This window comes from Agrobacterium sp. NPDC058088 (assembly GCF_042885035.1).
Classification (GTDB): Bacteria; Pseudomonadota; Alphaproteobacteria; order Rhizobiales; family Rhizobiaceae; genus Agrobacterium.
Genome location: NZ_JBHVSU010000002.1, coordinates 251807 through 275803 on the forward strand (window position 1 = coordinate 251807; position 23997 = coordinate 275803).

The following is a 23997-nucleotide window of genomic DNA, read 5'->3' on the forward strand; positions in this document are numbered from 1 at the left end:
ACCCAGTCCAAAACGGCGTAGCGTTTTCCTGAACAATCCGGATGCTCCATTATCCTGAACTTATATAGTTCGGCGCGGCCCAAGGCCAGCCCCGCTCGCCGCACCATTCCATGAAGGCGTCAGCTGCGGCCGAAGAGCCGTTCTATATCGGAAAGTTTCAGTTCGATATAGGTCGGCCGGCCGTGATTGCATTGGCCCGAACCCGGGGTGTTTTCCATCTGCCGCAGAAGCGCGTTCATTTCCTCCGGCCGCATGCGACGGCCGGACCGCACCGAGCCATGGCAGGCCATGGTCGCTGCGACATATTCTAGCTTGTTGGCAAGCGTGGAAGCGGCGTCCCATTCGGCGATCTCGTCCGCAAGCTGGCGCACGAGTCCCTGCACATTGACCTCGCCGAGCATGGCCGGTGTTTCCCGCACCGCGATTGCACCTGGCCCGAAACGCTCGATGACGAGGCCCAGCGCATCGAAACCGGCTGCGTGGTCCATCAGCCGGTCGCAATCTTCCTCGGGCAGATCGATGATTTCAGGGATGAGCAGAACCTGCGACGGTGGACGCCTTGAATGCAGGGCATTGCGCATTTCCTCGAAGACCAGCCGCTCATGTGCGGCATGCTGATCGACGATGACGAGGCCATTTTCCGTCTGCGCGATGATGTAGTTCTCGTGCAGCTGCGCCCGTGCCGCTCCAAGGGGATATAGCATCGGCTCCGGTGAAGGGCTCACAGAGTCCCCATACGTCTCGCGCGGTTCGGCCCGCGCCGTCGGCATGGTGATATGGGAAAAGCGCGATTGCACCGCTTCGGCAAATTGCATGTTCCCGGAAACGGCGAGCGGCCGCGACGGGGACGTGGCCGCGGACCATGGCGCTGAAGCCGGCATGGAAGGTGAGGGCCGCAAGCTGGACGGGCTGTAGCCGGGGCGGAAGGCATTCATCATCTGGCTGGCGCCGGTCGTCGCCGCCCTGTCGCCGTCACGCGTCAGCGCCTGGCGGATCGCGCCGACGATCAACCCGCGAATGAGGCCGGGATCGCGAAAGCGGACGTCGGATTTCGCCGGATGCACGTTCACATCCACGAAGGCGGGATCAAGGGTTATCGACAGCACCGCCACGGGATAACGCCCATGCGGCACGGTCTCGGCGTAAGCACCGCGAATGGCGGATAAAAGCAGCTTGTCCTGCACCGGCCGGCCATTCACGAAGACATATTGATGCGCCGAGTTGCCGCGGTTGAAGGTCGGTACGCCGGCGAAGCCGGTCAGCGTCACATCCTCGCGCCCGGCGTCGATCTCGATCGCATTATCCTTGAATTCCGCGCCGAGAATCTGCGCCATGCGGGCCAGGTGGTCATCGCCGGTGGAGGGAATTTCGAGGGTCGAGCGGTCGGTGCCCGAGAGCACGAAGCGAATATGCGGAAAGGCGATCGCCATGCGCTTGACGACCTCGGTGATGGCCGCCGCCTCCGCCCGTTCCGTCTTCAGGAATTTCAGCCGCGCCGGCGTGGCGAAAAACAGGTCCCGTACCTCGACGATGGTGCCGGCATTGGCGGCGGCGGGCCGCACATCCGAAACCTTGCCGCCGGCGACCGAAATCACCGAACCCTGTTCTGCGCCCTGGCTCCGGCTGGTGATCGTCAGCTTGGCAACCGAGCCGATGGAGGGAAGCGCCTCACCACGAAATCCGAGCGTGCGGATATCATCCAGCGTGTTGGAAATTTTCGAGGTGCAATGACGGCGCACCGCAAGCTCCAGATCGGCGGGCGACATGCCGGAGCCGTTGTCTGTAATCCGCACCAGCCCCTTGCCGCCGCCCGCCGTCGCAATCTCGATCCGGGTCGCCCCCGCATCGATGGCGTTTTCGACGAGCTCCTTCGTGGCGCTGGACGGTCTTTCGATGACCTCGCCGGCGGCGATCTGATTGATGAGGGTTTCTGAAAGCTGCTTGATAGCCATGATCGTCATTTTCGCGGATTCGCGGCGGCTTCGGAAGCAAAAAACGGGAGCAGAGGAGATTTGCACATGTTTTGCGGGTTTCCGGCATTTGATCATTTCGGTCAAGAAGGGGTTAAGCGTTAATCCGCCTTTAATCGGCCACGACTATGGTGGGGCGGCTTGAAATGACCGCAGCAACGAGGCCCCCTTTGCCGGGTGGTGTGTGACGTCGACTATGGGTGAGCGTCATCTTCTCCTCAATACTGCTTCAAGTGGCGAACCCTGATGTCTCTTTTTCGGAATTTGTCGTTTCTTCCCGGCATCTGCCCTGGACGATTCCAATAGAAACATAAGCCTGATTCAGAAAAACAGGTGGGAGTTTGCAGTTGAGTGATTTGGCGTCCTCTGGCGCGGGCGTTCATACGGTGATGCTTGATGCCCTTTGCGACGCGCTTGGCGCGGCCATCGTCGTTTACGACCGGAACGATCACATTATTTTCGCAAGCCGGAAACTCCTGAGCTTTTTTCCGCTGGAGGAGGCCGTCGCCTGCCCCGGCGCGCGGCTGCGCGACTATCTGAGCGCGCTTTACGATTGTTATCTGCTGGAAACGGAAAGTCTTTCCACCAATGCCCGCCAGCTCGGGCGGGAAGAATGGATTGGCGAGCGGCTGGCGCTGCACTGGAAGGAAAGATCGGAAAAGACCGAGCGGCTGAAGGGAGAACGCTTCCTGCGCTTCGTCATGAACCGGCTGCCTTCCGGCCTCGGCATCAGCGTGGTCGCCGATATCTCGGAACAGAAAAAGCGGGAAGAGCAATGGCGCCTCGACCTGGAGCGTGTACAGCTCATCGAGGACATTCTCGACAATCTGCCGTTTCCGGTCCTCGTCAAGGACCGAAACCTCGCTTATGCGGCCGTCAACAAAGCCGCCTGCACCCTGGTGGATACCAGTGCCGAAAGCATTCTCGGACGCACTGTCTTTAATCTGCATTCGCGCAAGGTCGCCCGCCGGATCGATGCCGCGGATCGCATGGTTCTGGATAGCGGCACGCCGAGCATCATTCCTGAAAGGGTAAGGCGCCTGAATGGCGAAGAGGTGCTGGCGATCACCCGCAAGCAGCGTGTGGGCAGGCCCGGCCGCTATTTTCTGGTGACGACGATGGAGGACGTGACCGCTCTCGCCACCATTGATGCGAACGGCATGCCTGTCATTCCTTCGCTCGAGCATGTTCCCTTCGTCGCCTCCACCTATGGCAAGGATGAGGAGACCGACAGCGCCAGCGGGCTTTTGAAGAGCAAGGCGGTGTTGATCGTCTCCGAAAACGCACGATTTGCAGAGGCCGCCAGCCGGCTGCTGACTGCCGGCGGCATGGATCATGCTGCGGTGACGAGTGAGGACGAGCAGCGTGCCTTCATCGATGTCGCTGCTTCGGCCGGCGTGGGCATTGATGTGGCCGTCGTCGACGCGCAGATGAGCGTCGCATGCCTGGATATTGCGGCTGCGCGTGGCCTGCCCGTCGTCACCATCGAGGAAGAAGAGATCGAGGCGTCGCTCATGCATTATCTCGCCGTCGGCCTGAAATCCTCACCGAAGGAGAAAGCCGAGGAGGAGGAGGACTGGGAGATCATAACCGATGACCTGCCCCAAATGCTCCGGACCGGCAGTGTCTGCGACGTCCTCCTCGTTGAGGACAACCGGGTCAACCAGATCGTCTTTTCGCAAATCCTCGAGGGATTGGGACTGTCCTGGCGGCTCGCCACCTCGGGCGAGGAGGCCTTGCGCCTATTTGACGAACAGCAGCCATCCGTCGTCCTTCTCGATACGACGCTCGGGGATATCGACGGTTTCGAGGTCACCCGACGGATGCGTGATCTCGAGGGCGACAGACGGGTTCCTATCGTCGGTGTCATTACCCATGCCTTCGAGGGCGATCTCGACAAATGTCTGGCGTCCGGCATGGACGACATGCTGCTGAAACCCGTCAGCCCCGATATGGTCGAGGCGGTTTTCCTGCGGCTTATCGGCAAGGACGTCCTGCGGTTGCAGGCCTGAAATTTCCATTGCCTGGAGGCTATGGCTTTTTTAATACTTGCCCTGCATTGTGAGCGGGTCGACACAGGATTCACGAGATGCAGGAATGAAACGGGCAGAGCCGCAATCGTTGCAGGTCAGCCAGAATGAGCTGCAGGCGATGGCCTATAGTGATCCGCTGACGGGGCTCGGCAACCGCTACCGTCTGCGGGACAAGATTCGCATACTTGCCAGCGAACGATCCAGTGATCCGGCACCCTTTACGGTCGGCATAGCCAATATAGACGGTTTCAAACCGATTAACGATCTATTCGGCGTCCAGGCGGGCGACGAAATACTGTGTCAGGTGGCGCACCGGCTGAAGGCCTGCATTCCCGATGGCGCCATCGTGACGCGCCATGACGGTGACGAATTCGCCTTCGTACTGCCGCTGATTTTCGAGCGCACCGGCGCCGAGCGCATCGGCAACATGATCAAGGACGTGCTCTCGGCGCCTTACGATCTCGGCGATCGCAATGTCCGGCTGTCATCCTCCTTCGGTTTTGCCATTTATCCCTTCGCCGGCGATGAATACGAGGATCTGCTAAAAAGCGCCGAGACCGCGCTTTACCGCTCGAAGCGACGCGGCCGCGGCCAGATCACCGTCTATTCCCGGGAAATAGCGCAGGAGATGCGACGCGCCACGCAGCTCGAACAGGCGCTCAGAAACGCCATCATCACCGATGCGATCGACGTGCATTTCCAACCCATCGTCCGGCTGGAGGAAGCCAAGGTCATCGGTTTCGAGGCGCTCGCCCGCTGGAACGATCCTGACCTCGGCTTCGTGTCGCCCGCAGTCTTCGTGCCGCTCGCCGAAGAGCGCGGTTTCATCGATGCTTTGTCGGAGGCCCTGCTGCGCAAGGCCGCGGAAGCCGCCCTGTTCTGGCCGCGTGAACTTTTCCTGTCCTTCAACCTGTCTTCCGCGCAATTGATGGACCCGAGCACCTCGGACAATATTCTTTCCATCCTTTCGCGTGTCGGGCTTGATCCGCACCGGTTGGAGCTGGAAATCACCGAAACTGCGGTCATGACGTCGGCCGATACCGCACAGCGCATCATCAGCGAATTGCAGAGTGCGGGCGTTCGCATCTCGCTTGACGATTTCGGCACCGGCCAGTCAAGCCTCGGCCGTTTGCGCGACTTCACCTTCGACAAGGTGAAGATCGATCGCGCCTTCGTCTCGCGCATCAGCAGCGACCGTCCTTCCGAACACATCATCAAGGCGATCGTCGCCATGTGCGAGGGGCTTGATCTCGAGGTCGTGGCCGAGGGGATCGAAGAGCGGGTGGAAGAGGAAAAGCTGCGTGCGCTTGGCTGCGCCATGGGGCAAGGCTACTTCTACGGCCGCCCCGCCGACGCCGCCGCCACCCAGCGTTACCTGCACGAGAATTATCGCGAGATATTGTCGGATATTTCCTGAAAACCGGGTGACTATAGGGCGGGGTCGAGCTCACCAGCCCTCATTCCTGTGCTTGTCACAGGAATCCAGCCGACGCGCGTCTGCGCGGCGAAACGACTCCTTCCAGCCCAAGGACTTGGGCTGACTGGATTCCTGTGACAAGCACAGGAATGAGGGATTCTGGAACGCCGTTACATTGAGCGTTCCAGGCGCTGTTTTTCCGAACCCGCGCCTTAGAGCCTGTAAAGCGGCTCAAACCGGCCCTTGACCTCAACCCCCAGTTCGAACGTCAACCCATGCTGCGGATTGGCGGCTAGGGCGTCCTCGTCGAGATTTTCGCGAGCGGAGGTGACGAGCAGTCGCGAAGCGTCGGGGCCGATGAAAGCCGGGCAGGTCGTCAGTTTGCCGGGCACCTCGTATCGGGCGATATGATTGCCATCGGCATCATAATGATCGACGGCACCTTCACCCCAACGGGCATTCCAGATGTGCCCTTCGGCATCGCATACCGATCCGTCAATGCCGCCATCCATCTCGGCGGAATCGATGAAGAGTTGGGCCTCGCCGGTGGGGAGGCCGGTCTGTGCATCGAGCGGCACCCGCATCAGCCTGTTCACCTTGGTATCGACGAAATAACCCGTCGTGCCGTCAGGGGAGAAGCAGATAGAATTCGGAATGCTGATCTCCGCGAAAAGCTTCGTTACCTTGCCTTTGGCGACGTGATAGATGCTGCCGGCGCCGGTTTCGGCCTTGCGACCCATGGTGCCGATCCACAGCGCGCCGGATGGGTGCATGCGCCCGTCATTGGAGCGGTTGCCAGACAGGTCGCTTTCCAGCTCCGCATGCAATGTCAGCACGCCGGTCGCGGTGTCGCGCAGGAAAAGCCCGTCATCGGAGGCGATCAGCTGTTTGCTGTCGCTGATCTTGGCGAGCGCGCTGCCCATGAAGGGCAGGGGGTGCACGGCCTTGCGGCCGGAGGCCAGATGCAGCTCATGAAGTTCACGCTCGAGAATATTGAACCACCAGGCGGTGCCGCTGGCGGGGTCGAAGGTTGGGCCTTCGCCAAGCAGCATCGGCGTTTCGTCCAGAACACGTCCTGCAAAGGGAAAAACGGTCGCCAAGCTCTTATCCTCCGATGGCTGCATCATAGGCCGCGAGTGTGACAGTGGCGCGTTCACGTACCTCCGCTGCTGTCATGCCGGGCTTGTAAAGACTGGTCCCGAGACCGAAAGCCAGAATGCCGGCCGAGGTGTATTCCGTGAAGTTCTTGTCCGAGACACCGCCGACGGCGGCGATGATCAGATCCTTCGGCAGGATCGTCCTGATGGCATTGATGCCGGAAGGGCCGATGATGCTGGCGGGAAAGAATTTCAGTCCCGTCGCTCCGGCCTTTGCGGCCACCAGCGCTTCGGTGGGGGTGAGAACGCCCGGCATCGTCACCATGCCTTTTTCACGCGCGGCGGTAATGACCTCGGCATCGGCATTGGGGCTCACCATCAGCTTGCCGCCCGCCGCGTCCAGCGACGCCACGTTTTCCACGCTGAGCACGGTGCCGGCGCCGATCAGGCAATCGGCCGGCGCCATTTTCGCGGCGATCTCGATCGAGCGGAACGGATCGGGTGAATTGAGCGGAATTTCGATGGCGCCGAAGCCCGTCTCGATCAGCGCGCCGACGACGCCTTCGGTTTCCTCGGGTTTCAGACCGCGCAGAATGGCGATCAGCGGATATTTGATGGAGGGAAAGGGAATTCGCATGGTCGATCTTTCTTCTTATGGCCAGATGGCATTTGCAGCGGCCAGCAGTCCGCGCCGCACGGCTTCGTCTGCATCAATGACCGTATAGTTTATCTCAAGGGCGGTGAAGGCACCTTCATAAAGCGCGCCCAAGGCACCGGAGCCGATCAGAACCACCGGCGTCTCCCGCTTCGCCTGCGAATGAGCGCCGGCGATTTCCAGTCCGATCATGATGCCGGAAAGCCTGGCCCTGGCGTCGGTCGCAGTCAGCCCGTGCAACAATTGGCCGGATCGCAGGGTGAAAAGGCGATTGGTCGCAAGCTCGGGATGGGCGTAGATATCGCGCACGGCAGCCGTGAAGGCCTCGTGCGCGCCGGTGAAGGTGTCGGCATCCGCCACCGCGTGCGAAAGTATCGTCTGTTTCGAGATTGCCTCGAAGAGTTCGCCGGTCATGAAGGTGGCGAAGTTTGTCACGCCGCCATCCTTGACGGTTACCCACTTGGAATGGGTGCCGGGCATGCAGACGAGTTTTTCCCCGCCTTCTCCTGAAGAAAGAGCGCCGAGCAATTGCGTTTCTTCACCGCGCATCACGTCTGGTGCGCCTTTGTCCCGCTGTGCGAGACCCGGCAGGATGCGCACATCCCGTGCCTGACCCGGCACGCGAACGGCACCGTCCAGAACCGCTGAAAGCGAGGCCGGCACGTCGATATAACCCGCCTCGACCCAGCCCTGCCGCGCCCCCGCCATGCCGCAGACGAGAACCGGCGAATCCAATGGCGCGCCGATGGCGTCGAGATGCGCTTGCAATACGTCGGCAAAACCCATCCGCATGGCGGTGGTCATGCCTTCCGCGCTGCGCCGTTCGGCAAGCACCGCGCCCGATCGGCTGAGAAGCCACAGCCGGAAGCTGGTCGTGCCCCAGTCAACGGCGATGAAAGCGGGTTCGGACATTATAAAAGGCCTCCGTCTACGATAATGGATTGCGCCGTGATGGCACCTGATGCCGATGATGCGAGAAACAGGCACGGCCCGGAAAGATCGGCAGCGACGAGCGTGCGCTTCAGGCATTGCCGCGCCGTGGTGGCGGTGATGCCCTCATCCGTCAGCCACAGTTCCTTCTGCCGCTCCGTCACGATCATGCCCGGCAAGAGCGTGTTGACGCGGATATTCTCAGGCCCCAGCCTGCCGGCAAGGCTTTTGGTGAGGCCGATAATGCCGGCTTTCGCCGCCGCATAGGACGGCAACTCGCCCATGTTCAGCAGAAACGAGATCGACGAAAAATTGACGATCGACGCGTCCTTTGCCTGTCGCAGGTGGGGAAGGGCGGCCTGAGCCGTGAAGAACATCTGCTTGAGATTGATCGCCTGGTTGGCGTCCCAATAGGCTTCGGTGACGCTGTCTACGTCGTGACGGTCATCCCAGGCGGCATTGTTAACCAGCACCTTAATGCCGCCGGTGGCGGCGGCAGCCGTATCCACAGTGTGCCTGATGGCGTCGATCTTACTGAGATCGGCCTTGAAATAATGGACCGGGTGGGGCGCCGTCGCCGCAAGCCGCTCCACAAGGGCCACGCTCGGTCGTTCGGCGATGTCGATGAATGAAACCTTCGCTCCCTGCATCGCGAAGGCCTCGACCAGCGATGCCCCGATGCCCGAACCGCCACCCGTGACGAGCACGCCCGCATCCTTGAGGTCTGGAAATTGGGCTTGCATCATCGGCGTTATCTCGTTCACGGAAAGCTTGATTGTTCCATTATTTGGAACTAGATTTTACTAAATGGAATTATTCTCTTGGCGTTACGCTTATGTCAAGGCAGATGACGGTGGATGTGCAATGCCCGACGATAAAAAAGCCAATGGGGAAAACCCCGATGCGGTTCCGGTCTTGCAACGGAAAACCGAAAATGCCACCGGCACGCTCGGTAAGGCCGTCTCGCTTCTGGAACTGATCGCCTTTGCCGAAAAGCCGATGCGTTTTACCGATGTGGTCGAGGCCTGCGGCCAGCCACGCGGCACGGTTCATCGCCAGCTTGCCCATCTCGTTGCCGAAGGCCTTGTGGATCATGCGTCTGATCAGACCTATGCGGTGGGGCTGAGGCTGCTGCAACTGGCCGCGAAAGCCTGGAGCGGCAATGATCTGCGCAGTGTCGCGGCGGCTCATCTCGCGGCATTGCAGGAGGCGACGCAGGAATCTGTGCATCTCGCCGTTTTGAACGGCAGGCAGGTCACCTATCTGGACAAGATGGAAGGCCGCCATACATTGCGCATGCACTCGCAGGTCGGAAAAACCTCGCCTGCCTATTGCACGGGGGTGGGCAAGGCGGCGCTGTCGCTGCTGCCCGCCGATGAGCTTTCGGAACTCACCACGGGAATGGAGTTTCACCGTTTCACGGAGGCGACACTCGTAACGCCGGAAGCCCTCATGGCCGATGTCGCCGCCATCAGCGAGAATGGTTACGGCTTCGATCTCCAGGAACATGAAATCGGAATTCATTGTGTTGCCGCGCCGGTCCGGGCGCCCGGCCGCAATTTTCGCGCGGCGATCTCGGTCACCGGCCCCGCCTACCGCGTGGATGCGCAACAGCTGCGCAACTGGGCGCCTCTGGTGCGCGAAACGGCCGATAAAATCTCTGCGGAACTCGCCTGCAGATTATCCCCGGTTGCGGATGATTGAGGGAAAACGGCGCGAACTTCTGGGTTTCCCCGGCCAGACAGGTCGTAGAGACACCCATACATGTGCGTTAAACATTATTTCCGACTATTCGGAACTAAACGTTCAACTTTTGTTTGCATGAATCGATTTGCTGAGTAACATCCACCACAATTTCCGGGCAGGGGCTGGGCCTTTGCGGCGGCATTTTCTCATTCTCGAAGAACAGCTTTGATGCAGAAAACAGAAACGGCCGCCGTTCAATCGATTAGTGTGGATTGCGTTCGTGAGATCGCCGGTCTCAACACGCAATTCGATATATTCCGTTTCATGAAACGGCTGACGGAGGCCTGCGAGTTTCGCGCCTTCATGGTGCTCGATCTGTCATCGGAAGTGGCGAGCGAATTGTCGCAATATACGATCATCACCAGCTGGCCGGCTGAGCTTTTGCAGCGTTATGACGAAGAGGGCATGCTGCAGAAAAGCCGGGTGATGGCGCAGCTGAGAAAATCGACCATACCCTTTTCCGTTTCCATGGATTTTCTGGAAAACGGCGAAGAATATACCGCCAAAAAAACGGTGATCAGTCTCTTCGAGCGCTTTGAGATGATCAATTCGGTCTGGTTTCCTGTTCACGACGTCACCATGAGGCGCGGCGCCATATCCTTTTCCGGCAATAAGACGGTTTTGCCAGCAAACCGGCTTGCCGAACTTTTTTACATTTCCTGCCATGTCTTTGCCCGGCTATCGGAAATCCGCAGCCTCGACCTGAGGGTTCCCGAAACATTGAGCGAGCGGGAGATCGATTGTCTGAACTGGACCGCCGCCGGCAAGACGAGCGCCGAGATCGCTGAAATCATGATGCTCTCGGAACATACCATCAATCACTACCTGAACCGCGCGACGAAAAAACTCGACACGGTCAACCGCACGCAGGCTGTCGCGAAAGCGCTGCGGGTTGGCCTGATAAAATAGCGAAATCATAATTTTATCATTGTGATAAACCGCTTCCTGGGCGATCCTTCCTTCGAATCACCGGAAAGGAGAAATCGTTTGCCGGAACGGCACAGGGTAAAAGCGGGATTTTCTCCGACTATTGATTGCGCCGTGTTGATAGCCGCTGCCGAAAAAGGTTTTGCTGCCGATGAAGGCATAGAACTGGAACTTTTCAGGAAGCAGTCCGCGAGCGCCGTTCTTGCCGCACTTGGCGGGGATGACATTCACCTTGGGCATCTGCCCGCACCGGTTCCGGTCGGCTCCGCTGTCGGCCTCGATGATCTGCCGGCGGATATTATCGGCGTTTTCACGCTTTCCCTCGGCGGATCGGCAACGACCGTTTCGCATGGCTTTTATGACGAGCTTTATCGCGAAGGGATGAAGCTGCCCGATCCGGCCGCCTTCGGGCGGGCCATGGCCCGTGTCTGCGCCGCGCGCCGCGCGGCGGGTGAAAATCCGCCGGTCTTTGCGGTGGAGGATATTGTCTCCACCCCCTTTTATACACTGCGTTACCTGCTCGGGAGTTGCGGCGTGCTGCTCGGTCGGGACATGGAAATCGTCGAGGCCCTGCCAAAGGCGATGCCCGCGCTCCTGGAAAGCGGCAAGGTCGATGCACTCTGTACCGCCGAGCCGGCCGGCAGCGCCGTGGTGCTGAGCGGCGCCGGGCGAATCGTGACCACGGGGGCGCTGATCTGGCATAATGCGCCCGAAAAGATATTGGCGGTTAAGAAAGGCTGGGCGGAGCAGAATGCCAGCCGGCTGGAGGGCTTGCTGCGCGCGCTGTACCGCGCCGCCGAATGGTGCGCGAACGACGCCAATATCGAGGAGCTGGCCGGCATTCTCGCCGCCCCTCAATATATTGACGAGAACGGCGAATTCCTGCTGCCCGCGCTGACGGGCTATATTTCCACGTCACTACAGGACATGCAGCGTTTTCAGGAATTCTTCGTGACGAGCGCCAAGGCCGCCAATTTCCCTTGGCAAAGCCAGGCCCTGTGGTTCTTCAGCCAGATGTTGCGCTGGGGCGAAATTCCAGCCGAGCGGCGGCTGGAACCGGCGATGGTGGAGGCGGCGCGCAGTGCCTATCGGCCGGATATTTTTCGCAAGGCCATCAAGCCGCTCTTCGTGCCCGTGCCGGGCGCCAATATGAAGCTCGAAGGCACGCTGAAGGAACCGGTGCATGTGGGCGCCTCGCGCACGGGCCTTGTCCTTGGCCCCGATCGCTTTTTCGACGGCCGTGTCTTCGATCCGGAGACGCTCGAGATGGAAGACGACATCTGAAACCGCAGCGTTAAATCGTCGCGAATGCCTGCCGCCTGCGCTTTGGCATTGGCGAAGCGCTCCAGCTTGTCTATGGATGGCACGCAATACCCAGGGATGATGTAGCGGAGGACGAAAATGGCAGAGGTCAGCAAGAACCAGGTCGAAAAGGCGCTGGAAACGGTGATCTATCCCGGCAGCGGCAAGAACATCGTCGCGCTTGGCATGGTCTCGGAAATCTTCATCGCCGACGCGAAGGCCTATTTCTCCATCACCGTTCCCGCCGACAAGGCCTCCGAAATGGAGCCCTTGCGGATTGCGGCCGAACGGGCGGCCAAAAGCGTGGAAGGCATCGCAGGCGCGGTCGTCGCGCTGACGGCCGATCGCAAACCCGGTCAGCAGCAGCCTGCACCCGCGCCCGCCGCCGCGCCCGGTCGGCCGACACCGCAGCCCGGTTCGTCCAAGGTCGGTGTACCGGGCGTGCGCGCGATCATCGCCGTGGCCTCCGGTAAGGGCGGAGTCGGCAAATCGACGACAGCGGTCAATCTGGCGCTTGGCTTGCAGTCGCTCGGCCTCAAGGTCGGCATGCTCGATGCCGATATTTACGGCCCATCGCTGCCGCGGCTCTTGAAAATCTCCGGCCGTCCGAAGCAGCAGGAAGACCGCATCATCCTTCCCATGGAAAATTACGGGCTGAAGGTCATGTCCATGGGCTTTCTGGTGGATGAGGAAGCCGCGATGATCTGGCGCGGACCCATGGTGCAGTCCGCCCTGATGCAGATGCTGCGCGAAGTGGCCTGGGGCGAACTCGACGTACTGGTGCTGGACATGCCGCCCGGCACGGGCGATGCGCAGCTTACCATTGCCCAGCAGGTACCGCTCGCTGGCGCCGTCATCGTCTCCACGCCGCAGGATCTGGCGCTGATCGACGCGCGCAAGGGCATCACCATGTTCCGCAAGGTGGAAGTGCCGCTGCTCGGCGTCATCGAGAATATGAGCTATTTCATCGCGCCGGATACCGGCGCGCGTTACAATATTTTTGGCCATGGCGGCGCGAAGGCCGAAGCCGAGAGGATCGGCGTGCCCTTCCTCGGGGAGGTGCCGCTCACTATTTCCATCCGAGAAATGTCGGATGCCGGAACGCCTGTTGTCGCCGCTGAACCCGATGGCCCGCAAGCCGCGATCTATCGCGATATCGCGCAAAAAGTTTGGGCGCGTATTGGTGCGAGCGAGCAAAAAGCAGCGCCGAGGATCGTCTTCGAATAACGCGCCGGTCGCGGCCGCAAAGCCGGGCAGGTGTCTGCCCCCTTTGAATTGCCCTTTGAAAACAGAATATTAATCGAAAGCATCTGGCAACATTTCCAGTTTTGAACTTCAGAAATGCTTCGCCTGCAATGGTGTCGAGAAAAAATATTGCTTGATTGCATCTCGCTTTGGGCGCATACGCCTGCGCCGTTTGGCTCTTGGTCCATCGGGCTGGCGGGATTGTGTGATCCCGCTCGTTCCGTCGTTCCCTGAAGTGTCTTCCAAAGGTTTGCCGACCGCAAACAGGATATGTTAAGCAGCATTGCGGCAAGCCTGCGATGTGGAGCGGAGAAACGGATTGATAAAAGCCTATCGCGCCAATTGCGAGGCGATCAGCCTGTCGGCAGTCGACGGCTCCGGACCGATTCCCGACGACATCGTCTGGATTGATCTCGTCAATCCGGACAGGGCTGAAGAGCAGCATGTGGAAAAGCTGCTGGGCGTTGAACTGCCAACGCGCGAAGACCTGAAGGATATCGAGCCTTCCAGCCGGCTTTACATGGAAGACGCCAACGTCTTCATGACCGCCTCCCTGGTGTGGAAGGCGGATTCGGATGATCCGCGCCTTACCGATGTCGCCTTCGTTCTGGTTGGCAAGCGTCTGGTGACGATCCGTTATGCCGAGCCGAAATCATTCCACCTTTTCATTGCCGCCATCACCCGCGCACCGCATGAGATGCGCAGCGGCGCGGCGCTGCTGTTGAAGCTGCTCGAAACAATCGTCGACCGCACGGCGGAAATCCTCGAAAACTCGGTCGCCGGTATCGACAATCTCGCCGCTGATATTCTCGGCAGCCAGGCGCGTTCCAAACGCAAGGCACCGCGTTATCTCGAAGACCGGCTGACCAATATCGCCGCCTATCACCGGCTGATCTCGAAGGTCCGCGTCAGCCTCGCATCGCTGGCGCGGCTGCAGACGTTTTTTTCCACCAGCGATCAGGCGCTTGAGGACAAGGGCGCGAGGGAGCAGGGAAAGTCCATCGGGCGCGATATCCAGTCGCTGAACGAACATGCCTCCTTCGTTTCCGGCAATCTGACCTTCCTGCTCGACGCCTCGCTCGGCATCATCAACATCGAGCAGAACGGCATCATCAAGATTTTCTCGATCGCTTCGGTGGTCTTTCTGCCGCCGACGCTGGTGGCCTCTATTTACGGAATGAACTTTCAGCTCATGCCGGAGTTGAACTGGACATTTGGTTATCCACTTGCGTTGATCGTCATGGTGATGTCCGCAATCATCCCGTTTCTCTTTTTTCGTTGGAAGGGCTGGCTCTAAGGAGCCAGGATCATCATGTCCCAGATCGCTGACAAGGATGTTGCCGAGAAGCCGGATGCGGATGACGCGCACAAGAACAAGGGGCTTTATGCCGCCATCCTTGGTTCTATCGGCGTCGTTTACGGCGATATCGGCACCAGCCCGCTCTATGCCTTTCGCGAAGCCCTGCGGCCCATCGCCTATGACGGCGTAACGCAGGAAGAAGTCATCGGCCTCACATCGCTGATGATCTGGTCTCTGACGATCATCGTCACTTTCAAATACATCACGCTTTTGCTGCGCGCCGACAATGACGGCGAAGGCGGCACGCTGTCGCTCTTGGCGTTGTTGATGAAGACCGCCGGCACTCATCGCAGCGTCCTCATCGTGCTTGGCCTCATCGGTGCAGCGCTGTTCCTCGGTGATGCCATGATCACCCCGGCGCTTTCAGTCCTTTCGGCGGTGGAAGGCCTGAAACTCGTGACGCCGGAGATGGATGCCTTCATCATTCCGATCTCGGTCGGCATCCTGATTGGCCTCTTCGCCATTCAGTCGCACGGCACCGGCACGGTGGCGAAGTTCTTCGGGCCGATCACCGCGGTCTGGTTCATCGTCATGGGCCTTGCAGGCTTGGTTCACATCGCCGACGATTTCAGCATTCTCTTTGCCTTCAACCCGTGGCACGCGGTCGAGTTTCTGGCGAATGAGGGTTTTTATGGCATCGTCGTGCTCGGCGCGGTGTTCCTGACGATCACGGGTGCGGAAGCGCTCTATGCAGACCTCGGCCATTTCGGCCGCCGTCCCATCCAGTGGGCATGGTTCTGTCTGGTGTTCCCGGCGCTGACGCTGAACTATCTAGGGCAGGGTGCGCTGGTTCTGAAAGACCCGGCGGCGATGTCGAATCCTTTCTATCTGATGTTCCCGCAATGGGCGATCCTGCCCGCCGTCATCCTTGCGACTGCCGCAACCATCATTGCCAGCCAGGCGGTCATAACCGGCGCTTTTTCGCTGGTTCGTCAGGCGATCCACCTCGGCTACCTGCCGCGCATGGAAATCCTCTTCACCTCGGAAACCAATACCGGGCAGATTTATCTTCCCGCGGTCAATACCATCCTTCTGTTCGGCGTCGTGGCACTCGTCCTCACCTTCAAGAGTTCGGATGCGCTGGCCACCGCCTATGGCATCTCTGTCACCGGCGCGATGGTCGTCACCAGCCTGATGTTCTTCGAGTTCGTGCGTAAACGTTGGCAATGGTCGATCTGGCTTGCCCTTGCGGTGCTGACCCCGCTTCTGGTGCTGGAACTGATCTTCCTCGGCGCAAACCTGCTCAAGATCCATGATGGCGGATATGTGCCGGTACTGTTGGCGATCGCCTTCACCATCATCATGACCACCTGGCAGCGCGGTTCGAAAATTCTCTTCGCCAAGACCCGTCGCGGCGACGTACCGCTGAAGGCCTTCGTCGCTTCGGTGGAAAAGGAAAGCGCCCACGCGCCGGTGCGTGTGCCGGGGACTGCGATCTTTCTCACCGGCGATCCAGAGGCAGCACCGGCGGCATTGCTGCATAATCTCAAGCATAACCATGTGCTGCACGACAAGAACGTCATCCTGACGATCCGCACCGAGGACCAGCCGCGCGTCCGCCCCGAAGATCGGTATACGCTGACGAAGCTCAGCGATCGTTTTGCCGTGGTCGAACTGCATTTCGGTTTCATGGAAACCCAGAACGTCACCCAGGCGTTGGGCTATCTGCGTCGCACCGGGTACAAGTTCGACATCATGTCGACCTCGTTCTACCTCGGTCGCCGCAAGCTGGTGCCGGATCCCAAATCAGGCATGCCGGGCTGGCAAAACCGCCTGTTCATCGCGCTCGCCGAAACGGCAGCCGATCCCTCCGATTATTTCCGCCTGCCTGCCAATCGGGTGGTGGAACTCGGTTCGCACGTCGTGGTGTGACGAGAGGGGAATGTCGCCCAAAAGTGAGCCAGCGTTTGCGACGCCTGCATCGCCCTCATTCCGGCTCAAGGCAGGAATGAGGGATTGGGTTGCCGCTGCGTCGAGCTAAAGTCCCACACAGGTCCCGCCCATTAGCATTCCCTCACACATTAACGTGAAGACACCTTCCTGCGCGGCGTTAACCAACCATCAAGGTTAATAAGAGATTCTTGAACACCTGTAGAAAATTCGGTTGTCGGTGTTCGGAGTGCTGGTTTTGCGTTCGAAAAGTGTAATGCGTCGTCGGTCCCCCGTGTCCTTTCAGGGATTGGCGTCCAAATGGACGTCACCCGTTGTCTTCGGCCTGGCCGCCTGGCTTGTCTTTCCCTCCCTCGCTGCGCGTGCCGATCTTGCCTCGCTTCTGGCGGGCCTCGACAAGGGCGGCGAACAATGGCGCATGGTGCTGACGGCCTCTCCGGCTGGCTCGACCCATAACGCCTCCCTGACATTCAACGATGCGGAAGGGGACGAGGCGCTGCATGGCGGCGGCATGACCCTGCCCGATGGCAGCAAGGTCGCTTTCGTTACCAACAAGAAGGGCGAGGCAACGACACCAGACAGCGAGCGGGTGAACCGCGCCGCCAAGAAAGGCCGCATCGTCGCCACCGAAATCATGCAGCCGCCAAAAGCCTTCACCGCCGGTTCCGTGTTGCAGCGTACCTCGATGCTGGATATCGAGCCGCTGAAGCGCAAGGACCGGACCGCTTTCGTTAAGCCGAAGCGCGGCAAGGACGTCGAACTCGCCTCTTTCTATTTCCGCCGCGACGAAAAGAAGGCGGACAAGAGCGTCTCGCCGATGCTGGCGGAACTCGTTACCAACCGTACGCCTGATATTCTCGCCACGGCCTATGCGCCGGCGGCCCCCGATTTCGCCCGCGAATCGCCTTTCGACGCCATTCTCAAAAAGCCTGAGGCCGGCCGTTTCGTGCCTGAGATAAGCGCGGAAGACCACGCCTGGGCGGCGACACCGCTGCCGGCTGAGGTGTTTTCCGCAGCCGAACAGCAGTGCCTGGCATCCGGCATCTATTTCGAAGCGCGCGGAGAATCGGTCAAAGGACAGGCGGCAGTGGCGCAGGTCATTCTCAACCGCGTGCGCAACCCGGCTTATCCCAAAACCATATGCGGCGTGGTCTATCAGAACAAGGATTGGCGCAACCGCTGCCAGTTCTCCTTCGCCTGCGACAATATCAAGGACCGCGTGAATTCCGAACGCCATTGGAAAATGGCGCGTGAAGTGGCCATGGCCACAACCGCCGGCAAGATCTGGTTGAAGGAAGTGGGCTCCGCCACGCATTACCATGCCGTCTACGTGCGCCCTGCCTGGGGCAAGTCCATGAAAAAGGTCGGCCGCATCGGTCTGCACGTGTTTTACCGTACCTATGGTGGCGGCTGGAGCTGATACCACCGCCAATTTGTCGCATTTTGCGTGTCAAAAATGCCGATTCCCCAGCGAAACATCGCCCACAAACCGGGATTTGGAGTCAAGTTGTTGTTTTTGCATGATTAATTTGTGCCAAAACAACCGCTCTCAGTGCCTTGACTAGAGAAGCCCCTAAAACTATGTTGCGCGCGACTTCAGAGCGGGCTGGAACAGGCTTAATCCGTCACCGTTTACAACTCCAAAGGGTTCTGGCATGGCTGGAACGGAGAAAATGGGTGGGATTTTAAGATGACTGGCAACCGTGACGATAGTCTGGACGAGCGCCGCAGGCGCCTTGCTGACGAGTTGGCAAAGGTGAAGGCGGAGGATGAGGCGGACGTGAGGGCGGAGACCAACGCTGCGGAAAACCGGAAAGGTTTTGCGATGGCGGTTAAGCTCTCATCGGAGTTCATTTCGGCCATCGTGGTCGGCGCTATGCTGGGTTATCTTCTGGACTATTTTGTCGGCACGACACCGTGGGGGATGATCGTTCTTCTTCTTCTCGGTTTCTGCGCAGGCGTATTGAATGTGTTGCGCTCGACGGGCGCGGTGGCGAAGCCGCCGCTGCTGGAGAAGGCGGACAGACAAGACGAGGGTGGAAAACACGGCCTTTGAGGCTGTTTTTCCTTACAGTTGAGATGCCGCAATGTGCGGCGACAGGTAAAGAGGGCAGCCGGTGGCAAACGATCCGACCCATCAGTTCTTGGTGCAGCCGATCATTCCGATCGAAATTGGCGGCGTCGATTTTTCCTTCACCAATGCGTCGCTTTTCATGGTCGCGACCGTGGCTGCCGCTTCCGGTTTCCTTTATTTCGCAACGTCGAACCGCGGTCTGATCCCGACCCGCATGCAGTCCGTTGCCGAAATGTCCTATGAATTCATCGCCTCCATGCTGCGCGAAGGCGCCGGCAAAAAGGGCATGGTGTTCTTCCCCTTCGTTTTCTCGCTGTTCATGTTCGTTCTGACGGCAAACCTTCTCGGCATGTTCCCGTATTTCTTCACGGTTACCAGCCAGATCATCGTCACCTTCGCGCTTGCCTGCTTCGTCATCGGCACGGTCATTGTCTACGGCTTTTACAAGCACGGCCTGCATTTCTTCGGCATCTTCGCCCCCTCGGGCGTGCCGAAGGCGCTGTTGCCGCTTGTCGCGTCAATTGAAATGATCTCGTTCCTGTCGCGCCCGATCAGCCTTTCCGTTCGTCTTTTCGCAAACATGCTGGCCGGCCACATCACGCTCAAGGTTTTCGCGGGCTTCGTCGCCTCCATGGGTGCGCTCGGCGCACTCGGCGTCGGCGGCGCTGTCCTGCCTCTCATCATGACGGTCGCCATGACCGCTCTCGAATTTCTCGTGGCCTTCCTGCAGGCTTATGTGTTCGCGGTACTGACTTGCATGTACCTGAACGACGCCGTGCATGGTGGTCACTGAGAAGTAAAGTCGCTGGCCCCGGCAACGGGCGCCAAAAAACAGCCGCAACAACCAATATCTCAAGGAGTCTCACATGGAAGCGGAAGCAGCAAAGTACATCGGCGCAGGTCTCGCATGCCTCGGCATGGCTGGTACGTCCCTCGCACTCGGCCGTATCTTCGGTGATTACCTCTCCGGCGCACTGCGCAACCCCTCTGCTGCCGACAGCCAGTTCGGCCGTCTGGTATTCGGCTTCGCCGTTACGGAAGCTCTGGGCATCTTCTCGCTGCTCGTAGCTCTCCTTCTCCTGTTCGCTGTCTAATAACGGCATCAGGTCTGGATCACGGCTCGCAAATGGCGTGCCGTGATCCTTCGCATTTGCAGTCCCCCTGGAGGTGAGCATGTTCGTGACCGAGGCTTTTGCCCAGTCAGCACCGACCGTAGGTGAAACGCATACGGAAACTCCGGCCGTTGGCCAGCCGCAACCGGAAGCCACGCACACGGAAACCGGTGTAGCGCATGGCGCCGAACACGGCGCTTCCGGCGTTTTCCCGCCGTTCGACCAGTCTACTTATGCATCGCAGGTCCTGTGGCTCGCGATCACGTTCGGCCTTTTCTATCTGCTGATGCAGAAGGTCATCGTTCCACGCGTCGGCGGCATTCTCGAAAACCGTCACGGACGCATCGCACAGGATCTCGACGAAGCGGCACGGCTGAAAGCTGAAGCCGACGCAGCCGTCGAAACCTATGAAAAAGAACTCGCGGCAGCCCGCGCCAAGGCAAGCTCGATCGGCGCCGCGGCCCGTGACGCCGCCAAGGCCAAGGCTGATGCCGACCGCGCCGCAATCGAGGCAGGACTTGCTGAAAAGCTTGCCGCCGCCGAAAAGCGCATTGCGGGTATCCGGGATCAGGCATTCGCCGATGTCGGCGCCATTGCCGAGGAAACCGCGACCGCAATCGTCGACCAGCTGGTGGGCGCCAAGGTCAAGGACACGGACGTCAAGGCAGCGATTGCCGCCGCTTCGAACGTGAAGGGAGCCTGATATGGCATTTGATGCATCATTTTTCGCTCTCGTCGGTCTCGTCCTTTTCTTCGTCCTGATCGCTTACCTCAAGGTTCCGGGCATGCTCTCCAAGTCTCTGGACGAGCGCGCGCAGAACATTCAGGACGAGCTGGCCGAAGCCAAGCGCCTGCGTGAAGAGGCTCAGCACCTGCTGGCCGAATATCAGCGCAAGCGCAAGGAAGCCGAAGCCGAAGCTGCCGGCATCGTTGCCGCCGCTGAACGCGAAGCGGCAGCGCTGACCGAAGAAGCCAAGCAGAAGACGGAAGAATTCGTCGCCCGTCGCACGGCTCTTTCGGAACAGAAGATCAAGCAGGCCGAAGAAGACGCCATCGGCGCCGTCCGCGCCGCCGCCGTGGATATCGCCATTGCCGCTTCAGAGAAGCTGCTGGCGGAAAAGACGACAGCTGCCGCGAAGGCTAAGCTTTTCAGCGCAACGATCGGCGAAGTGAAGTTGAAGCTGAACTGACGCGCGACCATAAGGCCTTGGATGGTCTTGAAATTGGGAAACCCCTCCAGTCCGCTGTGAGGGGTTTTTATTTTTGGATCTTCACCGAAGGTGTGGTGGAGCGGACGCATCCCAAAGTCTTGCCCGCCTGAGCGAGTACCCGTAACGGTGAATGATGGTTGCGGCATGCTGGGATCCAGCGGTACTGTTGCCGGGCAATAGTCGAGTTAAGGGCGGGTGGAAACAAGCTGATGAAGATCAACGACGCGATCAAAGCGGATATGGAAAATTCCGTGCTGTGCTGGCTGGCAACGATCGACGATGACGGTACTCCCAGTGTAACTCCAAAGGAGATATTCACCAGCCACGGTGACGACCACGTCGTCATCGCCGATATCGCGTCGTCGCACAGTGTTCAAAACGCGCTTGGCCAACCAAAAGTGTGCGTCAGCTTCGTTGACGTGTTTCGTCAGAAAGGCTTCAAACTCACCGGCCATGCCACGATTTTGGCTCCCAGCGACGCCGATTTTGACGCCTTTAGCGTCGATCTGCGCCGTATGGCCGGTGATGATTTTCCGATCCGGAATGTCATCGCGGTAAAGATCGACAGCGTTTCCCGCATATGGGCGCCCAGCTACAAGCTTTTTCCCGAGCGCAGTGAGAGTGAAAGAATGCAAAGCGCTTATGAGACTTACGGCGTGCGGCCGATCTAGACAAGAAAGCGCAAGCCCGCCGATCAGAATATACCGCTTAGTCCCGCTTCAGCGGCCTGAAACTCATCCTGTGTAGCGCGCAGGGCCCATGGCTTTCGATGGCGCGGAGGTGCGCGGGGGTGCCGTAGCCTGCGTGGCCTTCAAAGCCGTAGGAAGTGTGCACCACGCCCGCGCGTTCCATCATCCGGTCGCGGGTCACCTTGGCGATGATCGAGGCGGCGGCGATGGAGAGGGAGCGGGAATCGCCCTTGATGACGGCCTTGGCTTCGCAGGTCATGCCCGGCGGCCTGTCGCGACCGTCGGCAAGCACGAGGGCGGGGGAAATTTCGAGGCCGAGGACGGCGCGGCGCATGGCGTCAAGGCTGGCGCGCAGGATATTCATGGTGTCGATCAGGCCGGGGCCGGAGGAGGCGACGGATACGATCGAGGTTTCCATGATCTGGACGAACAGGCTTTCCCGCTTCTGCCTGGTCAGCTTCTTGGAATCGTCCATACCCACAGGGATATTATCCGGATCGAGAATGACGGCTGCCGCAACCACCGGACCGGCAAGTGGCCCCCGGCCTGCCTCATCCGTGCCGGCGACGGGCCAGAGGCCCTTCTTTTTCGCTTCCAGTTCGAACGAGAAGTCCGGGCCGGTATCGGCAAGGTCGAAAAGAGCAGGAGAATCGGGTGTGGCGGTGCGTTTCATGCGGCGAAACTCGCATACACACCCGATCTCCTGCAAGCCCCCGGAGGCGGGCGATGACAGGCGCGGTGAGCCGGGGTCAAGGGGCGTGGCTCACCGTGCCCCTGAGGTCATCATGACCTTTGATCCTCCAACGGGGCGGCGGAGGAAAAATGATCGCACGCGAGGCGGCGGTTCCGGGGGCGATGTCCGGCAGGCCAGGGAAACCCGCCGGGCATTTCGTCAGGAGCATGGCCGGTCAAAACGAAGGACCGGGCTCCTCATAATATTCCTTCTGAGATCGGCACGCCCGGAGCGGCGGCCCGGATTAACACGGAATGCTTTCAGCGCCGGTTTTCAGAGAAACGACAATTGCACCCCCGCACCACCAGGAGGCACAAAGAGATCGTCGCGCAGGTGAATGGCACGGCGGATGAGGCCAAGCCTTTTGGTCGCCATTTCGAACCGCCGGCCGATCTGCCAGGCATAGGGACCGGCGCCCTTCATGCGCTTGCCGAATTCCGCGTCGTAATCCTTGCCGTCGCGCATGGAACGCACCAGCGACATGACATGGCGGTAGCGGTCCGGATAGTTGCGCAACAGCCAGTCGCGAAAGAGCGGGCTCACCTCCAGCGGCAGGCGCAGCAGCACGTAGGAAGCTTCGGTAGCGCCGGCTGCCTTGCCGGCCTCGAGAATGCGCTCGATCTCGTGATCATTCAGGGCCGGTATGACGGGCGCCATCATCACGGCAACCGGAATGCCAGCCTCCGTCAGTGCCTTCACCGCCTCCAGCCGTTTCTCCGGTGTGGCAGCGCGCGGCTCCATATTGCGCGAGAGCTTGCGGTCCAGCGTCGTTACGGAAATGCCGACCTTGGCGAGGCCCTTTTTGGCCATCGGCGCCAGAATGTCGATATCGCGCTTGATCAGCGCCGATTTGGTCACGATTGCGACGGGGTGGTCGGCCTTGGCCAGCACTTCCAGTATCTGCCGTATGATGCGCCACTCGCGCTCGATCGGCTGATAAGGGTCCGTATTGGTGCCGATGGCGATCACCCGCGGCTTGTAGCCCGGTTTCGCCAGCTCCCGTTCCAGAAGCTTTGCCGCATCCGGCTTGGCAAAAAGCTTCGATTCGAAGTCGAGCCCGGCTGAGAGCCCCATATAGCTGTGGCTGGGCCTTGCAAAACAATAGATGCAGCCATGTTCGCAACCGCGATAGGGGTTGATGGAGCGGTCGAAGGGGATGTCGGGGGATTCGTTGCGGGTGATGATACTGCGCGGCTTCTCCACCTGCACTTCGGTGCGGAACTCCGGCATGTCCTCGAGCGTCTGCCAGCCATCGTCGAATACCTCGCGCTGCAAGGCCTCGAAGCGCCCGTCCGGGTTCAATCCCGCGCCTCGACCACGACGACGGTCGATCTCGATGCGCAGGCCGGATGCATCAGCCAGCGCATTGGCAATATCAGGCATATGGCTCGGCTGGAATGCAGCCTGCCCGCCAAGCGTATGGTTTCTCATCTGGATGCTCCCAGAGCGTCACACGCCATCAAGGCACGCTCAACGCCCTAAACCGTTTCCATCCGTGGCGGCATTTCCGCGCCGTCCGAATGATTAAATTCCTACATCAGGAATGAGAACAATACAAGAACAAATTTGTCAAAACATGAAACGCTCCACAGCCTGCGGGGAAAAT

The 23997-nt window shown here is 59.8% G+C and carries 22 protein-coding genes; 15 read left to right on the forward strand and 7 right to left on the reverse strand.

The genetic code is table 11. From position 1 onward, the window contains the following. Nucleotides 1-119: 119 nt before the first annotated feature. A complete protein-coding gene (gene mutL, locus ACFVTJ_RS06470; RefSeq protein WP_386906873.1) occupies nucleotides 120-1952 on the reverse strand; it encodes a DNA mismatch repair endonuclease MutL in 1833 nt (610 codons plus the stop codon). Nucleotides 1953-2359: 407 nt separating this feature from the next. On the opposite strand from mutL, the gene ACFVTJ_RS06475 reads away from it, so the two are divergent. Both ACFVTJ_RS06475 and ACFVTJ_RS06480 read left to right on the forward strand, forming a co-directional pair. Further along, entirely contained in the window at nucleotides 2360-3982 is a 1623-nt protein-coding gene (locus ACFVTJ_RS06475; protein ID WP_386906875.1) for a response regulator, read from the forward strand. A gap of 85 nt (nucleotides 3983-4067) precedes the next feature. Next, on the forward strand, nucleotides 4068-5420 hold the full coding sequence (locus ACFVTJ_RS06480) for a putative bifunctional diguanylate cyclase/phosphodiesterase (protein WP_386905680.1): 1353 nt from the start codon (nucleotides 4068-4070) through the stop codon (nucleotides 5418-5420). Between the two features lie 212 nt (nucleotides 5421-5632). On the opposite strand, the gene ACFVTJ_RS06485 is transcribed toward ACFVTJ_RS06480, so the two are convergent. From ACFVTJ_RS06485 to ACFVTJ_RS06500, 4 genes are read right to left on the reverse strand one after another with little or no spacing between them, the layout of a single operon-like run. Then, nucleotides 5633-6520, reverse strand: coding sequence for an SMP-30/gluconolactonase/LRE family protein (locus ACFVTJ_RS06485; protein ID WP_386905682.1), 888 nt, complete (start codon nucleotides 6518-6520; stop codon nucleotides 5633-5635). Between the two features lie 4 nt (nucleotides 6521-6524). Beyond that, nucleotides 6525-7154: a 2-dehydro-3-deoxy-6-phosphogalactonate aldolase gene (locus tag ACFVTJ_RS06490; RefSeq protein WP_386905684.1), complete on the reverse strand. Its 630-nt coding sequence runs from the start codon at nucleotides 7152-7154 to the stop codon at nucleotides 6525-6527. Nucleotides 7155-7169: 15 nt separating this feature from the next. Continuing rightward, nucleotides 7170-8084, reverse strand: a complete 915-nt coding sequence (locus tag ACFVTJ_RS06495; RefSeq protein WP_386905686.1) for a 2-dehydro-3-deoxygalactonokinase — start codon at nucleotides 8082-8084, stop codon at nucleotides 7170-7172. Next, entirely contained in the window at nucleotides 8084-8848 is a 765-nt protein-coding gene (locus ACFVTJ_RS06500; protein WP_386905688.1) for an SDR family NAD(P)-dependent oxidoreductase, read from the reverse strand. The genes ACFVTJ_RS06495 and ACFVTJ_RS06500 overlap by 1 nt, the downstream gene beginning before the upstream one ends. Before the next feature lie 118 nt (nucleotides 8849-8966). Between ACFVTJ_RS06500 and ACFVTJ_RS06505 the strand changes: the two genes are divergently transcribed. The 13 genes from ACFVTJ_RS06505 to ACFVTJ_RS06565 all read left to right on the forward strand — a co-directional run bounded on the left by ACFVTJ_RS06505 (nucleotide 8967) and on the right by ACFVTJ_RS06565 (nucleotide 21640). Continuing rightward, complete coding sequence (locus ACFVTJ_RS06505; protein ID WP_386905690.1) at nucleotides 8967-9806, forward strand: IclR family transcriptional regulator; 840 nt, start codon at nucleotides 8967-8969, stop codon at nucleotides 9804-9806. A 210-nt stretch (nucleotides 9807-10016) separates the two neighbouring features. Beyond that, nucleotides 10017-10757: an autoinducer binding domain-containing protein gene (locus ACFVTJ_RS06510; protein ID WP_386905692.1), complete on the forward strand. Its 741-nt coding sequence runs from the start codon at nucleotides 10017-10019 to the stop codon at nucleotides 10755-10757. Between the two features lie 78 nt (nucleotides 10758-10835). Continuing rightward, entirely contained in the window at nucleotides 10836-12059 is a 1224-nt protein-coding gene (locus tag ACFVTJ_RS06515; protein ID WP_386905694.1) for a CmpA/NrtA family ABC transporter substrate-binding protein, read from the forward strand. A gap of 117 nt (nucleotides 12060-12176) precedes the next feature. Further along, on the forward strand, nucleotides 12177-13304 hold the full coding sequence (locus ACFVTJ_RS06520) for an Mrp/NBP35 family ATP-binding protein (RefSeq protein WP_386905696.1): 1128 nt from the start codon (nucleotides 12177-12179) through the stop codon (nucleotides 13302-13304). A gap of 337 nt (nucleotides 13305-13641) precedes the next feature. Then, entirely contained in the window at nucleotides 13642-14619 is a 978-nt protein-coding gene (locus tag ACFVTJ_RS06525) for a magnesium transporter CorA family protein (protein WP_386905698.1), read from the forward strand. Between the two features lie 15 nt (nucleotides 14620-14634). After that, a complete protein-coding gene (locus ACFVTJ_RS06530; protein WP_386905699.1) occupies nucleotides 14635-16554 on the forward strand; it encodes a potassium transporter Kup in 1920 nt (639 codons plus the stop codon). Nucleotides 16555-16828: 274 nt separating this feature from the next. Beyond that, a complete protein-coding gene (locus ACFVTJ_RS06535) occupies nucleotides 16829-17992 on the forward strand; it encodes a cell wall hydrolase (RefSeq protein WP_386905701.1) in 1164 nt (387 codons plus the stop codon). 270 nt (nucleotides 17993-18262) lie between these two features. Next, the gene (locus ACFVTJ_RS06540) at nucleotides 18263-18628 is read left to right on the forward strand and encodes an AtpZ/AtpI family protein (RefSeq protein WP_386905703.1); all 366 of its coding nucleotides are present in this window, start codon (nucleotides 18263-18265) and stop codon (nucleotides 18626-18628) included. Between the two features lie 61 nt (nucleotides 18629-18689). Then, entirely contained in the window at nucleotides 18690-19439 is a 750-nt protein-coding gene (locus ACFVTJ_RS06545; RefSeq protein ID WP_386905705.1) for a F0F1 ATP synthase subunit A, read from the forward strand. Between the two features lie 73 nt (nucleotides 19440-19512). Next, entirely contained in the window at nucleotides 19513-19740 is a 228-nt protein-coding gene (locus tag ACFVTJ_RS06550; protein WP_003494147.1) for a F0F1 ATP synthase subunit C, read from the forward strand. A gap of 79 nt (nucleotides 19741-19819) precedes the next feature. After that, a complete protein-coding gene (locus ACFVTJ_RS06555) occupies nucleotides 19820-20461 on the forward strand; it encodes a F0F1 ATP synthase subunit B (RefSeq protein ID WP_386905709.1) in 642 nt (213 codons plus the stop codon). Nucleotide 20462: 1 nt separating this feature from the next. Then, nucleotides 20463-20948: a F0F1 ATP synthase subunit B gene (locus ACFVTJ_RS06560; RefSeq protein WP_386905711.1), complete on the forward strand. Its 486-nt coding sequence runs from the start codon at nucleotides 20463-20465 to the stop codon at nucleotides 20946-20948. Nucleotides 20949-21178: 230 nt separating this feature from the next. Then, entirely contained in the window at nucleotides 21179-21640 is a 462-nt protein-coding gene (locus tag ACFVTJ_RS06565) for a pyridoxamine 5'-phosphate oxidase family protein (protein WP_386905713.1), read from the forward strand. A gap of 37 nt (nucleotides 21641-21677) precedes the next feature. On the opposite strand, the gene ACFVTJ_RS06570 is transcribed toward ACFVTJ_RS06565, so the two are convergent. Both ACFVTJ_RS06570 and ACFVTJ_RS06575 read right to left on the reverse strand, forming a co-directional pair. Beyond that, nucleotides 21678-22331 carry a ribonuclease HII gene (locus ACFVTJ_RS06570; protein WP_386905715.1) on the reverse strand — a complete coding sequence of 218 codons (654 nt, stop codon included), beginning with the start codon at nucleotides 22329-22331 and terminating at the stop codon, nucleotides 21678-21680. A 333-nt stretch (nucleotides 22332-22664) separates the two neighbouring features. Then, entirely contained in the window at nucleotides 22665-23822 is a 1158-nt protein-coding gene (locus ACFVTJ_RS06575; RefSeq protein WP_386905717.1) for a PA0069 family radical SAM protein, read from the reverse strand. Nucleotides 23823-23997: the final 175 nt, after the last annotated feature.

Excerpts from the sequence above, each read along its gene's own strand:
- ACFVTJ_RS06575 (WP_386905717.1), bottom strand. The coding sequence starts at position 23,822 with ATGAGAAACCATACGCTTGGCGGGCAGGCTGCATTCCAGCCGAGCCAT.
- ACFVTJ_RS06555 (WP_386905709.1), top strand. The coding sequence starts at position 19,820 with ATGTTCGTGACCGAGGCTTTTGCCCAGTCAGCACCGACCGTAGGTGAA.
- ACFVTJ_RS06530 (WP_386905699.1), top strand. The coding sequence starts at position 14,635 with ATGTCCCAGATCGCTGACAAGGATGTTGCCGAGAAGCCGGATGCGGAT.
- ACFVTJ_RS06560 (WP_386905711.1), top strand. The coding sequence starts at position 20,463 with ATGGCATTTGATGCATCATTTTTCGCTCTCGTCGGTCTCGTCCTTTTC.
- ACFVTJ_RS06565 (WP_386905713.1), top strand. The coding sequence starts at position 21,179 with ATGAAGATCAACGACGCGATCAAAGCGGATATGGAAAATTCCGTGCTG.
- ACFVTJ_RS06505 (WP_386905690.1), top strand. The coding sequence starts at position 8,967 with ATGCCCGACGATAAAAAAGCCAATGGGGAAAACCCCGATGCGGTTCCG.
- ACFVTJ_RS06510 (WP_386905692.1), top strand. The coding sequence starts at position 10,017 with ATGCAGAAAACAGAAACGGCCGCCGTTCAATCGATTAGTGTGGATTGC.
- ACFVTJ_RS06540 (WP_386905703.1), top strand. The coding sequence starts at position 18,263 with ATGACTGGCAACCGTGACGATAGTCTGGACGAGCGCCGCAGGCGCCTT.
- mutL (WP_386906873.1), bottom strand. The coding sequence starts at position 1,952 with ATGGCTATCAAGCAGCTTTCAGAAACCCTCATCAATCAGATCGCCGCC.
- ACFVTJ_RS06475 (WP_386906875.1), top strand. The coding sequence starts at position 2,360 with ATGCTTGATGCCCTTTGCGACGCGCTTGGCGCGGCCATCGTCGTTTAC.
- ACFVTJ_RS06495 (WP_386905686.1), bottom strand. The coding sequence starts at position 8,084 with ATGTCCGAACCCGCTTTCATCGCCGTTGACTGGGGCACGACCAGCTTC.
- ACFVTJ_RS06550 (WP_003494147.1), top strand. The coding sequence starts at position 19,513 with ATGGAAGCGGAAGCAGCAAAGTACATCGGCGCAGGTCTCGCATGCCTC.
- ACFVTJ_RS06480 (WP_386905680.1), top strand. The coding sequence starts at position 4,068 with ATGAAACGGGCAGAGCCGCAATCGTTGCAGGTCAGCCAGAATGAGCTG.
- ACFVTJ_RS06520 (WP_386905696.1), top strand. The coding sequence starts at position 12,177 with ATGGCAGAGGTCAGCAAGAACCAGGTCGAAAAGGCGCTGGAAACGGTG.
- ACFVTJ_RS06500 (WP_386905688.1), bottom strand. The coding sequence starts at position 8,848 with ATGATGCAAGCCCAATTTCCAGACCTCAAGGATGCGGGCGTGCTCGTC.
- ACFVTJ_RS06490 (WP_386905684.1), bottom strand. The coding sequence starts at position 7,154 with ATGCGAATTCCCTTTCCCTCCATCAAATATCCGCTGATCGCCATTCTG.
- ACFVTJ_RS06535 (WP_386905701.1), top strand. The coding sequence starts at position 16,829 with ATGCGTCGTCGGTCCCCCGTGTCCTTTCAGGGATTGGCGTCCAAATGG.
- ACFVTJ_RS06570 (WP_386905715.1), bottom strand. The coding sequence starts at position 22,331 with ATGAAACGCACCGCCACACCCGATTCTCCTGCTCTTTTCGACCTTGCC.